Annotated in this window: 13 protein-coding genes; 11 read left to right on the forward strand and 2 right to left on the reverse strand. The window is 65.3% G+C overall.

Features of this window, described 5'->3' with window-relative positions:
* Positions 1–20: 20 nt before the first annotated feature.
* Together cysC and cysD are read right to left on the reverse strand one after the other, a co-directional pair.
* Positions 21–1,940: an adenylyl-sulfate kinase gene (gene cysC, locus ACVIHF_RS39365; protein ID WP_438077332.1), complete on the reverse strand. Its 1,920-nt coding sequence runs from the start codon at positions 1,938–1,940 to the stop codon at positions 21–23.
* 41 nt (positions 1,941–1,981) lie between these two features.
* Positions 1,982–2,776 carry a sulfate adenylyltransferase subunit CysD gene (gene cysD / locus ACVIHF_RS39370; RefSeq protein WP_038386140.1) on the reverse strand — a complete coding sequence of 265 codons (795 nt, stop codon included), beginning with the start codon at positions 2,774–2,776 and terminating at the stop codon, positions 1,982–1,984.
* 247 nt (positions 2,777–3,023) lie between these two features.
* Between cysD and cysG the strand changes: the two genes are divergently transcribed.
* From cysG to ACVIHF_RS39425, 11 genes are all read left to right on the forward strand, one after another.
* Entirely contained in the window at positions 3,024–4,475 is a 1,452-nt protein-coding gene (gene cysG / locus ACVIHF_RS39375) for a siroheme synthase CysG (RefSeq protein ID WP_456793609.1), read from the forward strand.
* Positions 4,472–4,789: a DUF2849 domain-containing protein gene (locus ACVIHF_RS39380; protein ID WP_028334721.1), complete on the forward strand. Its 318-nt coding sequence runs from the start codon at positions 4,472–4,474 to the stop codon at positions 4,787–4,789. The genes cysG and ACVIHF_RS39380 overlap by 4 nt, the downstream gene beginning before the upstream one ends.
* Before the next feature lie 12 nt (positions 4,790–4,801).
* Positions 4,802–6,457 (forward strand): nitrite/sulfite reductase, encoded by a 1,656-nt coding sequence (locus ACVIHF_RS39385; RefSeq protein ID WP_456793610.1) that lies wholly within the window; start codon positions 4,802–4,804, stop codon positions 6,455–6,457.
* Positions 6,444–6,959, forward strand: a complete 516-nt coding sequence (locus ACVIHF_RS39390; protein ID WP_028334723.1) for a DUF934 domain-containing protein — start codon at positions 6,444–6,446, stop codon at positions 6,957–6,959. Before ACVIHF_RS39385 ends, ACVIHF_RS39390 begins: the two co-directional genes overlap by 14 nt.
* Positions 6,956–7,684 carry a phosphoadenylyl-sulfate reductase gene (locus ACVIHF_RS39395; protein ID WP_092086533.1) on the forward strand — a complete coding sequence of 243 codons (729 nt, stop codon included), beginning with the start codon at positions 6,956–6,958 and terminating at the stop codon, positions 7,682–7,684. The genes ACVIHF_RS39390 and ACVIHF_RS39395 overlap by 4 nt, the downstream gene beginning before the upstream one ends.
* A gap of 231 nt (positions 7,685–7,915) precedes the next feature.
* On the forward strand, positions 7,916–8,905 hold the full coding sequence (locus ACVIHF_RS39400; RefSeq protein ID WP_225161301.1) for a sulfate ABC transporter substrate-binding protein: 990 nt from the start codon (positions 7,916–7,918) through the stop codon (positions 8,903–8,905).
* A 50-nt stretch (positions 8,906–8,955) separates the two neighbouring features.
* Positions 8,956–9,762, forward strand: coding sequence for a sulfate ABC transporter permease subunit CysT (gene cysT, locus ACVIHF_RS39405; protein ID WP_028334726.1), 807 nt, complete (start codon positions 8,956–8,958; stop codon positions 9,760–9,762).
* Between the two features lie 9 nt (positions 9,763–9,771).
* Positions 9,772–10,734 carry a sulfate ABC transporter permease subunit CysW gene (gene cysW / locus ACVIHF_RS39410; protein WP_456793611.1) on the forward strand — a complete coding sequence of 321 codons (963 nt, stop codon included), beginning with the start codon at positions 9,772–9,774 and terminating at the stop codon, positions 10,732–10,734.
* Positions 10,724–11,773 carry a sulfate/molybdate ABC transporter ATP-binding protein gene (locus ACVIHF_RS39415; RefSeq protein WP_456793612.1) on the forward strand — a complete coding sequence of 350 codons (1,050 nt, stop codon included), beginning with the start codon at positions 10,724–10,726 and terminating at the stop codon, positions 11,771–11,773. The genes cysW and ACVIHF_RS39415 overlap by 11 nt, the downstream gene beginning before the upstream one ends.
* Before the next feature lie 199 nt (positions 11,774–11,972).
* The gene (locus ACVIHF_RS39420) at positions 11,973–12,470 is read left to right on the forward strand and encodes a CAP domain-containing protein (RefSeq protein ID WP_456793613.1); all 498 of its coding nucleotides are present in this window, start codon (positions 11,973–11,975) and stop codon (positions 12,468–12,470) included.
* Positions 12,471–12,635: 165 nt separating this feature from the next.
* Entirely contained in the window at positions 12,636–13,805 is a 1,170-nt protein-coding gene (locus tag ACVIHF_RS39425) for a DUF3734 domain-containing protein (protein WP_456793614.1), read from the forward strand.
* The last annotated feature ends 4 nt before the right edge of the window (positions 13,806–13,809 follow it).

Consider the following 13,809-nt stretch of genomic DNA (forward strand, 5'->3'; position numbering starts at 1 on the left):
CGCGATGACAGCAAGAGAAGCTAAATATTCGCCGCCAGGTCGGTCAGTTCGTCGAACAGGATGCCGGTCGTGGCCAGCATCCGCTCGATCTCGTCGGTGGCATCGCTGACCGAGCGGTTTGAGGTGTCGATGGTCAGTTCGTTGCCGGTCGGCGGCTGGTAGTCATTGGTGATGCCGGTGAAAGACGGCAATCCGCCGGAGCGCGCCTTGGCGTAATGGCCCTTGGGGTCGCGGGTCTCGCAGACTTCGGCCGGCGTCGCGACATAGATTTCGCGGAACGCGCTGTCGGCGATGCGGCGAGCTGCCGCACGGTCGGAGGTCGATGGCGACACCGCGGCGACGATGGCGATATGGCCGTTGCGCGCCAGGTGGGTCGCGACTTCGGCGAGGCGGCGGATGTTTTCGGCGCGGTCCTGCGGCGAGAAGCCGAGATCGCCGTTCAGCCCGGCACGCAGCGTGTCGCCATCGAGCAGGATCGGCGAGCCGCCATTGCCGAACAGGCGCCGTTCCAGCGCCCGCGCCAGGGTCGACTTGCCCGAGCCGGGCAGGCCGGTTAGCCAGATCACCGCGCCGTTGTGGTGGTAGCGCGCCGAGCGCTCGTCCGGCCGCAGCGCGGACTCCACCGGCACGATATCGACCGGCACCGCCGGCCGGCCGGCGTCGACCGACAGCACGAGACCGCCGCCGGCGATACGGCCGTTGACCTCGATCACGAGGCGGCCGGTGCGCGGATTGTCGGTGTAGGGATCGGTTGCAACCGGCTGCGCCAGCGAGATGTCGATCTCGCCGACATGGTTGCGCGCGATCGCGGTGTTCTCTTCGTTGGACAGCGCGCCGGGATCGACCGCCTTCTCGATCGCGACCACGGTGGCGCGGCTTTCCTTGGTGCCGAGCCGGATCAGGATCTGCTCGCCCTTGGTCAGCGGCTTGTCGTGCAGCCAGAAGATCCGGGCGCGGATGCGGCGAGTGTCGCGCGGGCTCTGCCCGGAATGTCCGATGATGTCGCCGCGCTCGAGGAATAGCTCGCGGTCGAGCGTGATGCCGACCGAGCGTCCGGCGCCCTGTGGGGCGTTCACCGGCGTCACCGGCCAGCTCTCGACGGTCTTGATCTGCGCGATCTTGCCGGTCGGCATGATCACGATCTCGTCGCCGGCCTTCAGGCTGCCGGATTCGATGCGGCCCGCCACGATGCGGCGGTCGTCGAACTTGTAGATCGCCTGCACCGGCAGCCGCAGCGGCAGCTCGGCCAGCGGGCGTGCCGGCTCGAGCGCATCGAGCGCCTCGACCACGGTCGGTCCCTTGTACCAGTCGATCCGCGCCGTGCGCTCGGCGACGCCGTCGCCGTCGCGCGCCGAGATCGGGATCACGGCTGTGGGGGTCACGCCGAGGCCGATCAGATGCGCGGAAATCTCGTCGCTGATCTCCTTGAAGCGGTCGGCGCTGAACTCGACGCGGTCCATCTTGTTGACCACGACCGCGACCTGCTTCACGCCGAGCAGATGCAGGAGATAGCCGTGCCGCCTGGTCTGGTCGCGCACGCCTTCCAGCGCATCGATGATCAGCACCGCGCCGTCGGCCTGCGAGGCGCCGGTGATCATGTTGCGCAAGAACTCTGCGTGGCCGGGCGCGTCGATCAGCACGACGTCGCGCGAGCGGGTGCGGAAGCGGATCTGGGTGGTGTCGATGGTGATGCCCTGGTCGCGCTCGGTCTGCAGCGCATCGAGCAGGAACGACCACTCGAACGGCATGCCGCGCCGCGCGCTCACCGCCTTCAGCATTTCCAGCTTGCCGTCCGGCAGGCTGCCGGTCTCATGCAGCAGGCGCCCGACCAGCGTCGACTTGCCGTGATCGACGTGGCCGACGATGACGATGCGCACCTGCGGCCGCGTCGTGCCGTTGGGCGTTGCCGAGATCGAGGCAGTGGGAAGGATCATGTTCATCGGAACGCTCGCACGAAGCTTGGTGTTGCTTGAAGTGTTGATCAGAGATAGCCGGCGACGCGCAGCCGCTCGAACGCATCCTCGGTCTCGTGGTCGAGCGCGCGGCCGGCGCGCTCCGGGACCTTGGTGCCGTCGAGCTCGGTGAGGATCTCGTCTATGTTGGAGGCGGTGGAGGCGACCGGGAAGGTGATGTCGGCATCACCCAGCGAGCGGTAGCGCTTGCCGTCCTTGGCGAGATAGAGCGGGATGATCGGAATGCCTTCGCGCTTGGTGTAGGCCCAGATGTCGGCCTCGGTCCAATGCAGGATCGGATGGATGCGCAAATGCGCGCCCTGCGGCGGCGAGGCGTTGAACTGGTCCCAGAACTCCGGCGGCTGGTCGCGGACATCCCATTCGCCCTCGAGGCCGCGCGGCGAGAACACGCGCTCCTTGGCGCGGGTGGCCTCCTCGTCGCGGCGGATGCCGGCGATCAATCCGTCAAAGCCGAACTTGTTGAGCGCGAGCTTCAGCCCCTCGGTCTTGCGCGCGGCAGAACGCGCGGCCGGCGGCAGGGTCGGGTCGACGCTGTCGATCGGCGGGCAGGGCTCGACGCGCAGGTCGAGATCCCATTCCTTTCCGAAGCGGTCGCGGAACGCGTACATCTCCGGAAATTTCTTGCCGGTGTCGACGTGCAATGCCGGGAACGGGACGCGGCCGAAGAACGCCTTGCGCGCCAGCCAGATCATCACGTTGGAATCCTTGCCGAGCGACCACAGCAACGCGAGCTTTTTCAGCCGGGCGAACGCTTCGCGCAGAATGTAGATGCTCTGCGCCTCCAGCTCGTCGAGATGATCCATCGACGGAGGCGCCTGATTGGCGGGAATCCCCGGCACGGAAGATGCATTGCTAAGCGCTGCGGACCGCGTCCTGGCGGCGACGGATTCGTTGTCGAGAAGATGCATCTCTTGGCCTTGGCCTGTGGAGTTGAAAATTCTAAAGTTGCGCTGCAATAGAGAAGAAATAATTTTCTCTTTGCTGGCCTTGATCGAGAGATAAATAGAAAATAATTTCAGTCAACCCCCAAGTTGGGGAAGCGAGTGTCTGATGCGATATCTGCCGGTGTTTCTGGATCTGCAAAGCGGCAAGGTGCTGCTCGTTGGAGCGGGCGACCTCGCGCGCGCCAAGCTGCGGCTGCTCGCAGCCGCCGGCGCCGCAGTGCGCTGGTACGCGACCGACGGCGATTATGACATTGCCGGTCTTGCGGCGGAGGACGCCGCGCGGATCGGGCGCGCCGAAGGCGATCCGCTCGCCTCCGATCTCTCCGATGTCATCGCCGTCCTCTGTGCCGGCGCAGGCGAGATCGGTGTTGCGATGTCGGTGCGCGCCAAGGCGATCGGCCTGCCGGTCAACGTGATGGACGACCTCGTACATTCCACCTTCATCATGCCGGCGATCGTCGATCGCGGCGATGTCGTGGTCGCGGTCGGCACCGGCGGCACGTCGCCGGTGGTCGCGCGCCGCATCCGCGAGAAGATCGAGGCGGTGCTGCCGGCGCGGATCGGCGATCTCGCCGGCTTCATCGGCGGCGTCCGCAAATCGATCCACGCCCGCATCGAGGAGTTTCCGCTGCGCCGCCGCTTCTGGGAGCGCATCGTCGACGGCTCGATCGGCGCGCTGGTGCTGGCCGGCCGCAAGGACGAGGCCGAGCAGGCGCTGAACGCGATCACCGATCCCGCCGCATTCGCCGGCGCGAGCGCGGAAGGCAAAGCCATCGGCCACGTGACGCTGGTCGGCGCCGGTCCCGGCGATCCGGATCTGCTCACGGTGAAGGCGTTGCGCGCGCTGCAGGATGCCGACGTCGTGTTCTATGACGAATTGGTGTCGTCCGAAATTCTCGACCGCATCCGTCGCGATGCGACGCGGATCCCGGTCGGCCGCCGTGTCGGCAAGCCCGGCATCGGCCAGGACGCCATCAATGCATTGATGATCGAGGCGGCCCAGTCCGGCCAGCGCGCGGTGCGGCTGAAGGGCGGCGATCCCTTTATCTTCGGTCGCGGCGGCGAGGAAATCGAGGCGCTGCGTGACGCCGGCGTCGCTTACTCCATCATTCCGGGCGTCTCTGCCGGTCTGGGCGCGGCCGCGCAATTCGAAGTGCCGCTGACCTTCAGGCACGAGGCGCTGCGTATCACCTTCCTCACCGCTCACAAGGCGCGCGATGCCGAGGTCGTCGACTGGTCGGTGCTGACCGACAAGAAGATGACCGTCGTCGTCTATATGGGCATGACCGCGGCGCCCTCGATCCGCGAAGGCATGCTTGCCGCGGGCCGCTCGCCGGAGACGCCGGTCGGCGTGTTCGCGCGCGTGACGCGGCCGGATGCCAAGGCCGCGGTCGGCACGCTGGCGCGGCTGCCCGAACTGGTCAAACAGGTCGGTGGCGGTCCCGCCATTCTCATCATCGGCGACGTGGTCGCGCATTCCGCGCCGTGGAGCCGGTCCAACGTCACCCAACTCTTCTCCAACCAGATGTTCTCCGAACTGCTGAAAGCTGCCGAATGACCTCTCCGCTTGAACAGAAGAAAATCAGGATCACGGGCCCCTCGGTGGTGACCGCCAACCGCACTTGGGATGGTGCCGTGGTGTACCGGACCGCCAAGCAAGGCTGGTCCACCGAACTGTCCGATTCCGCTGTCGTCAGTACCTCCGACGACGCGCGCGCTCTCTTGGCCGAAGCCACCGCCGACGATGTCGGCGCGGTCGGCCCCTACATCGCGCCGGTCGAGCTCAAGGACGGCGGCAAGCTCAAGCCGGGCAATCTTCGCGAACATATCCGCGCCAAGGGCGTCACGATCGATCTCCAGGTGCCGGCGTAAGGCTCATCCATCATGTATGCATATGACGAACTCGACCGCACGCTGATCAACGAGCGTGTTTCGGAATTCCGCGACCAGGTGAAGCGCCGCCTTTCCGGCGAGCTCACCGAGGACGAATTCAAGATCCTGCGCTTGCAGAACGGCGTGTATTTGCAGCTGCACGCCTACATGTTCCGCGTCGCGATCCCCTACGGCACGCTGTCGTCGAAGCAGCTGCGCCGGCTCGCCCATGTGGCGCGCCGCTACGATCGCGGCTACGGCCATTTCACCACGCGGCAGAACATCCAGTTCAACTGGATCAAGCTCGCCGAGCTGCCTGACGCGCTGTCCGATCTCGCCGAAGTCGGCATCCATGCGATGCAGACCTCCGGCAACAACATGCGCAACGTCACCTCGGACCAGTGGGCAGGGGTAGCGCCCGGCGAGATCGAGGATCCGCGGATCTGGTCGGAGATCCTGCGCCAGCACACCACGCTGCATCCGGAATTCTCGTTCCTGCCGCGCAAGTTCAAGATCGCGATCACCGCTTCCGAGCACGATCGCGCCGCGATCAAGATCCACGACATCGGGCTGCGGCTGCACAAGAACGCCGACGGCGAGACCGGTTTCGAGGTACTGGTCGGCGGCGGCCTCGGCCGCACGCCGTTCATCGCCAAGACCATCAAGCCGTTCGTGCACGGCCGCGACATCCTGAGCTATGTCGAGGCGATCCTGCGCGTCTACAACCAGTACGGCCGCCGCGACAACATCTACAAGGCGCGCATCAAGATCCTGGTGCACGAGCTCGGCATCGAGAAGTTCGCCAAGGAAGTCGAGGAGGAGTGGAAGGCGATGGGCGATGTCGGGCTGACGCTCGATCACGCCGCCATCGAGGAGGTCCGCTCGCGCTTCTCCTATCCGCCTTACGAGAAGCTGCCACACATGCCGGACGAGCTGAAGCAGGCCGCGCATGATCCGCTGTTCGAGCGCTGGCGCAAGAACTCGGTCGCGCCGCACAAGGTGCAGGGCTATTCGATCGTGACGCTGTCGCTGAAGCCGGTCGGTGGCCCTCCGGGCGACGCCACCGCCGAGCAGATGGACGCGGTCGCCGACCTCGCCGACAAATATTCGTTCGGCGAGATCCGCGTCGGCCACGAGCAGAACCTGGCGCTGCCGCACGTCGCCAAGCGCGACCTGCCGCAGCTGTTCAAGGCGCTCGATCGCCTCGGCCTCGCGACGCCGAACGTCAACCTCGTCACCGATATCATCGCGTGCCCGGGGCTGGACTACTGCTCGCTGGCCAATGCGCGCTCGATCCCGATCGCGCAGGAGCTGACGCGGCGCTTCGCCAACCACGACACCGCCGACCTGATCGGGCGGCTGCACATCAACATCTCCGGCTGCATCAATGCCTGCGGCCATCACCATGTCGGCCACATCGGCATTCTCGGCGTCGAGAAGAACGGCGAGGAATTCTACCAGATCACGATCGGCGGCCGCGCCGACGAGAACGCGCAGTTGGGCACGCTGATCGGCCCGGCCGTTCCCTATGCGGAAGTCGCCGACGTGATCGAAGACATTGTCGAAGCCTATCTCGCGCTGCGCGACCGTCCCGAGGAATTGTTCGTCGATACGGTGAAGCGTCTGGGCGTCGAGCCTATCAGGGAGCGGGTCTATGCCACTCGTTAAGCAGGGAAGAATCACCACCGATCTGTTCGTGCATGTCGCCGACGGCGCCGAACTGCCGGGCGACGGCGCGGTGCTGGTGAGCGCCGAGCGCTTTCTCGCCGATCCGGAGGCGCTGCTGCGCCGTCCCGGCAAGACGGGCGTGATCTGGCCGAACAACCGCAACCTCGACGATCTCGTGCCGCATCTCGATCGGCTGGCCTCGGTCGCGCTGGTGTTTCCGACCTTCCGCGACGGCCGCGCCTACAGCCAGGCGCGTCTGCTGCGCGAGCGTTACGGCTATGACGGCGAGCTGCGCGCCACCGGGCAGATCCTGCGCGACCAGTTCGTGTTCATGACGCGCGCCGGCTTCGACGCCTTCGAGGTGAAGAAGGATGCTGACGCCGACGCCTTTGCCGCGACCATGAAGCGCTATTCGGTGTTCTACCAGCCGACCGGCGACGGCCGCGTCACCGCACTCAACCGCCGCATGCAGCTGCGTCACTCGGAGAGCGCCGGCCAGTGAGCACGCTTGCACCAGAGCTCGCAGTGGCGCCGGCCGCATTGCCCGCGGCCGATGCGCTCGATCGCGCGCTGCGCACGGCCTCGCCCGCCGAGGTGATCGCGGCCGCGGTCAAGACGCTCGGCCGCGAGAAGGTGGCGCTGGTGTCGTCGTTCGGCACCGAGTCCGCCGCGCTGCTCAAGGTGATGGCGGATGTCGATCCGGCGATCCCGGTGGTGTTTCTCGATACCGGCTGGCTGTTCGAGGAGACGCTGGCTTATCGTGACACGCTGATCAAGTCGCTCGGCCTCACCGATGTGCGCTCGATCAAACCCGATGAGGAAGCGCTGTCGCGCCAGGATCCGGACCGCGAGCTGTGGTTCACCGATCCCGACGCCTGCTGCCGTATCCGCAAGGTCGAGCCCTTGGCGCGCGCGCTGAAACCGTTCGCCGGCTGGATCAACGGCCGCAAGCGTTTCCAGGGCGGTGCCCGCGCCGACATCCCGGTTGTCGAGGATGACGGCGTCAGGCTGAAATTCAATCCGTTCGCCAACGTCTCGCGCGAGGAGATCGAGGCGATCTACACGCTCGGCAAGCTGCCGCCGCATCCACTTGTCGCATCGGGATATCAGTCGGTCGGGTGTATGCCTTGCAGCAGCCGGTCCGCTGCCGGCGAGGATGCGCGCGACGGCCGCTGGCGCGGCCGGGCCAAGACGGAATGCGGCATCCATACGATGAAAATGTCGTAAGCATGATCCCTGGCGACAAACGCGAGGCGTTTGCGCGGGGGCGCCCAATCGCGATGACGGTTCATTGCGGTTTGGCGACGCGACAAAGCCTTCGCAGTGCCGCGACTTCGTAGCACAAGCGCGCTGCGCCGCCGAAAACAAAGAAAACCGGTTTCGTTGACTTAAGACCACTTCGCCGTGAGTTATGTCTTGCGTGTTCCCTGACATTTCTCAGGTTGAATGGAGAGCGAAATGATCCGTCGTATCCTGCCGCTGGTCGCGGGACTGTTGTGGGCGAGCTCGGCCTTCGCGGCCGACTATTCGCTGTTGAACGTGTCGTATGATCCGACCCGCGAGCTCTATGTCGATTTCAACAAGGCGTTCGCCGCGGCCTATCAGAAGGAAACCGGCAAGAGCGTCGAGATCAAGCAGTCGCATGGCGGCTCCGGCTCGCAGGCGCGCTCGGTGATCGACGGATTGCAGGCCGATGTCGTCACGCTGGCGCTCGCCTATGACATCGATGCGATCGCGGGCAAGGGCCTGATCGCGGCCGACTGGCAGAAGCGGCTGCCGCTCAACGCCTCGCCCTACACCTCGACCATCGTGTTCCTGGTGCGCAAGGGCAATCCCAAGGGCATCAAGGATTGGGACGATTTGATTAAACCCGGCGTCAGCGTCATCACGCCGAACCCGAAGACCTCGGGCGGCGCGCGCTGGAATTATCTCGCCGCCTGGGGCTACGCGCAGAAGAAGTTCGGCTCCGCGGACAAGGCGAAGAAGTTCGTCGCCGATCTCTATCAGAACGTGCCGGTGCTCGACACCGGCGCGCGCGGCTCGACCGTGACCTTCGTCGAGCGCGGCGTCGGCGACGTGCTGCTTGCGTGGGAGAACGAAGCCTTTCTGGCGCTTCGCGAATTCGGCGCGGACAAGTTCGAGATCGTGGCCCCGCCGCAGTCGATCCTGGCCGAGCCGCCGGTCGCCGTGGTCGACAAGGTCGCCGACAAGAAGGGCACCCGCGCCGTGGCCGAGGCCTATCTGAAGTACTGGTACACCAAGGAAGGCCAGGAGATCGCCGCGCGCAATTCCTACCGGCCGCGCGATCCCGAGATCGCCAAGGAGTACGAAAAATCCTTCGCCAAGGTTGAACTTTTCACCATCGACGACGTTTTCGGTGGTTGGACCAAGGCCCAGAAGGAGCACTTCGCCGAGGGCGGCATCTTCGATCAGATCTACAAGAACTGATCGGATTATCAGGGGGATATGTGAGCACAGCGGTTGCACGGCGCAGTACCCTGCCGGGGTTCGGTCTCACCATGGGACTGACCCTGACATGGCTCTCCGTTATCATCCTGATTCCGCTGGCCGCGCTGTTCCTCAAGACGTTCGAGCTCAGCCTCGACCAGTTCTGGGGCATCATCACCAGCCGGCGCACCCTGAATGCCCTGAAGATTTCGTTTGGGCTTTCGTTTGCGGCCGCCTGCGTCAATCTGGTGATGGGCACCGTCATCGTCTGGGCGCTGGTGCGCTACCGCTTTCCGGGCCGGCGGCTGTTCGACGCCATCGTCGATATTCCGTTTGCCTTGCCGACGGCGGTCGCGGGCGTCGCGCTGACGCAGCTGTTCGCGCAGAAGGGCTGGCTCGGCGCGCCGCTCGCCGAGCTCGGCATCAAGGTCGCGTTCACGCCGATCGGGATCTTCATCGCGATGATCTTCATCGGCATTCCGTTCGTGGTGCGCACGGTGCAGCCGGTGCTGATCGATCTCGATCCCGAGATCGAGGAGGCGGCGGCGAGCCTGGGCGCCAATCGCTGGCACACGGTGTTTCGCGTCATCCTGCCGAGCTTGATTCCGGCGCTGCTCACCGGCTTCGCGCTCGCCTTCGCCCGCGCCATCGGTGAATACGGCTCGGTGATCTTCATCGCCGGCAATCTGCCCAATGTCTCCGAGATCGCGCCGCTGTTGATCGTGATCCGGCTGTCCGAATTCCGCTACGCCGATGCCACCGCGATCGCGGTCGTGATGCTGGTGGCCTCGTTCCTGATCATCTTCCTGATCAACCGGCTGCAGCGCTGGGCGCAAGCCCGCATCCCCGTGCATTGAGGTCTTGCGATGTCGATGCAGACGGGATTGGTGACCTCGACCACGCAACTGCGGACCTACGCACCCGCGACCGATGTCAGCGTCGCGGCGCCGGCGCCGCGACTCGAGATCGCGCGCGCGGAGCCGGGGACGGCGCAGCGCAATCTGCGCACCGAGCCCGGGCCGATCCGCTTCATCATCATCGCACTCGCGATCACCTTCCTCAGCGTCTTCGTCGTGCTGCCGCTGGTCGTGGTGTTTGCGTCGGCGTTCTCGAAAGGTGTCGGCGCGTATCTCGCGGCGCTGGCGGAGCCTGAGGCACTCGCCGCCATCAAGCTGACGCTCTTGATCGCCGCGATCTCGGTCACGCTCAACCTCGTGTTCGGGGTGATCGCGGCCTGGGCGATCTCGAAGTTCGAGTTCACCGGCAAGACCTTCCTTATCACGCTGATCGACCTGCCGTTCTCGGTCTCGCCGGTGATTTCGGGCCTGGTCTTCGTGCTGCTGTTCGGCGCGCAGGGCTATTTCGGGCCGTGGCTGCAGGCGCACAATGTCCACATCCTGTTCGCGGTACCCGGCATCGCGCTGGCGACGATCTTCGTCACCTTCCCCTTCGTGGCGCGCGCGCTGATCCCGCTGATGCAGGAGCAGGGCACCCAGGAAGAGGAGGCGGCGATCTCGCTCGGCGCCTCCGGCCTGCAGACCTTCTTCCGCGTCACGCTGCCCAACATCAAATGGGGCCTGCTGTACGGCGTCCTGCTCTGCAACGCGCGCGCGATGGGCGAGTTCGGCGCGGTGTCGGTCGTCTCCGGCCACATCCGTGGCGAGACCAACACGATGCCGCTGCTGGTCGAAATTCTCTACAACGAATACCAGTTCGTCGCCTCGTTCGCGATCGCATCGCTGCTCGCGATGCTGGCGCTGATCACCCTGGTGGCGAAAACCGTTCTCGAGCGGCGGCTCGACGAGGCAGAGGTGCCCGATGGCGATTGAAGTCAAGAATATCGTAAAGACGTTCGGCAGCTTTGCCGCGCTCGACAATGTCGACCTCAAGGTCGCCGATGGCGAGTTGCTGGCCCTGCTCGGTCCGTCCGGTTCCGGCAAGACGACGCTGCTGCGCATCATCGCAGGCCTGGACTGGCCCGACTCGGGCGAGGTCGCGATCGACGGCGAGAACGCGCTCTCGCGCGGCGCCAGCGAGCGCCAGGTCGGTTTCGTGTTCCAGCACTACGCGCTGTTCCGCCACATGACGGTGTTCGAGAACGTCGCCTTCGGCCTGCGCGTGCAGCCGCGCGCGATCCGCAAGGACGAAGCGACGATCCGCGCCCGCGTCAAGAACCTGCTCGACCTGGTACAGCTCGATTGGCTGGCCAACCGCTATCCCAGCCAATTGTCCGGCGGCCAGCGCCAGCGCATCGCGCTGGCGCGCGCGCTCGCGATCGAGCCGCGGATCCTGTTGCTCGACGAGCCGTTCGGCGCGCTCGATGCCAAGGTGCGCAAGGAGCTCAGGCAATGGCTGCGCTCGCTGCACAACGAAATCCACGTCACCTCGATCTTCGTCACCCATGACCAGGAAGAAGCGCTCGAGGTCGCCAACCGCGTCGTGGTGATGGACAAGGGCAAGATCGAGCAGATCGGCTCGCCCGACGAGGTCTATGACAATCCGGCGACCGCCTTCGTGCACGGCTTCATCGGCGAATCCATCGTGCTGCCGGTCGACGTCGCCGGCGATGCGGTGCGGCTGGACGGTCGTTCCCTGAACATTCCGGCCTTGGGCGCGGCGTCCGGCGCGGCCAAGCTGTTCGTCCGCCGCCACGACATGGCGGTCGGCCCGGCTGGAACCGGCGCCCTGGACGGCGCCATCCGGCATGTCCGCTCGTTCGGTCCGATCCAGCGCGCCGAGGTGGCCCTGTCGGGGAGCGAGGGCAAGACCGTGATCGAGATCGACGCCCCCCGCGACCGCGAGCTCCAGGCCGGCGAAATCGTCTCGCTGCAGCCCCGCCGCTACCGGATCTTTGCCGCCCAGGAGTAGGCATCCGGGCGACGGTTCCTGACCACATCCACCGTCATTCCGGGGCGGTCCGTAGGACCGAGGCCGGAATCTCGAGATTCCGGGCTCGCTTCGCGCCACGGAATGACGGCATTTCGCAGCCAAAAGTTAGCCCCTGTTCACCATTCAGCCACGGTTGGTATGCAACAACGGCGGGCCAATCTTTGGGGGTTTTCTTACAGTGAAACGGACGACGGTCGCCCTGTTCGGGCTTCTGCTGCTTGCCGGCTGCGGCACGGACACCAAAATCCCGGAAGAACCGACCATGTATCTCAACATGGCCCAACCCGGCGCTGTCCTGGATAGCCAGGCGGCCGCGATCATGTTTTCGCAGTATCGCCAGAACAATGGCCTTGGCACCGTCGCGGTGGATCCGGACCTGACCAAGCTCGCCGAGCAGCAGTCGCAGGCGATGGCCGCGCGCAACAAGATGGACCATGACGTGAAGGCCCCGCTCGGCAAGCGGCTGCAGGCCGGGGGCTATCCTGCGACGGTGGCGGTCGAGAACATCTCGGCCGGCTATCACACGCTGGCGGAAGCCTTTTCGGGCTGGCGTGATTCACCGCCGCACAAGGCCAATATGCTGAAGAGCGGTGTCACAAAAATGGGCATCGCGGCGGTCTATGCTCCCAACACCAAGTACAAGGTGTTCTGGACGCTCATTTTGGCGGCAACCTGATCTCGATAAATTCCGCGTGATCCAGAGCATGATCCGGAAAAGTGTGAGGCGGTTTTCCGGGAAGATCATGCTCAAACAGAGAGCCCTTCATCTCGTTGATTGACGCGGCGGCGAACAGCCGCCACGGTGCGCCGTTCTCGTTGTTTGCAGCCCCAACGGTTACGAATGGACACTTCGGATTCCGCGCCTGCCTCGACGCCGGCGCAAGCGCAGCGCGTGCTGGTTCTTCAGGGCGGCGGCGCGCTCGGCTCTTATCAGGCCGGCGCCTTTCAGGCGCTCTGCCACGCAGGCTTCGAGCCGGAATGGATCGCCGGCATCTCGATCGGCGCCATCAACGCCGCGATCATCGCCGGCAACGAGCCGGCCGAGCGCGTGCCGCGGCTGAAGGAATTCTGGGAGATGGTGTCGGCGCCGGTGCCGTGGAATCCGGTCTCCAACCATGAGCGCGCCCGCTCGCTGTTCAACGAGACCAGTGCCGCCATCATCGCGACCTTCGGCGTGCCCGGCTTCTTCACGCCGCGGATTCCGCCGGCGCCGCTGTGGCCGCCCGGCAGCTCGCAATCGCTGAGCTATTACGACACCGGGCCCCTGAAGAAGACGCTGGAGCGCCTGGTTGATTTCGATCGCATCAACGATCTGAAGACGCGCCTGTCGGTCGGCGCGGTCAGCGTCACCTCGGGCAATTTCCGCTATTTCGACAATTACGAGTTCAGGAAGCTCGGCAAGAAGATAGGCCCCGAGCACATCATGGCCTCGGGCGCGCTGCCGCCGGGCTTTCCGTCCGTGGTGATCGAGGGCGAGCACTACTGGGACGGCGGCATCGCCTCCAACACCCCGCTCGACTTCGTGCTCGACGAGGAGATCAACCGCGATCTGCTGATTTTCCAGGTCGACCTGTTCAGCGCGCGCGGGCCGTTGCCGGAGACGTTGCTGGAGGCCGCCGAGCGCGAGAAGGACATCCGCTATTCCAGCCGGACGCGGATGAACACCGACAAGAACCGGCAGATCCACAACGCCCGCATGGCGGTACGCGACCTGATCGGCAAGCTGCCCGATTACCTGAAGAACGATCCGTCGGTCGAGCTGCTGCGCAAGGCGTCCAAGGAGAACACCGTCACGGTGGTTCACCTGATCTACAAGAGCAAGAACTACGAGAGCTCCTCGAAGGACTACGACTTCTCCCATGTTGCGATGGTCGAGCACTGGGGCGCGGGCGTCCGCGACGTGCATTTGTCGATGCGTCACAAAGAATGGCTAGAACGGCCGCAGTCCGGGGAGACCATGGTGACTTACGACCTCACGGGGGATGAACCCACACCCCCCGCAAGCAAATAGGAGC

The organism is Bradyrhizobium sp. USDA 4506, from assembly GCF_054058795.1.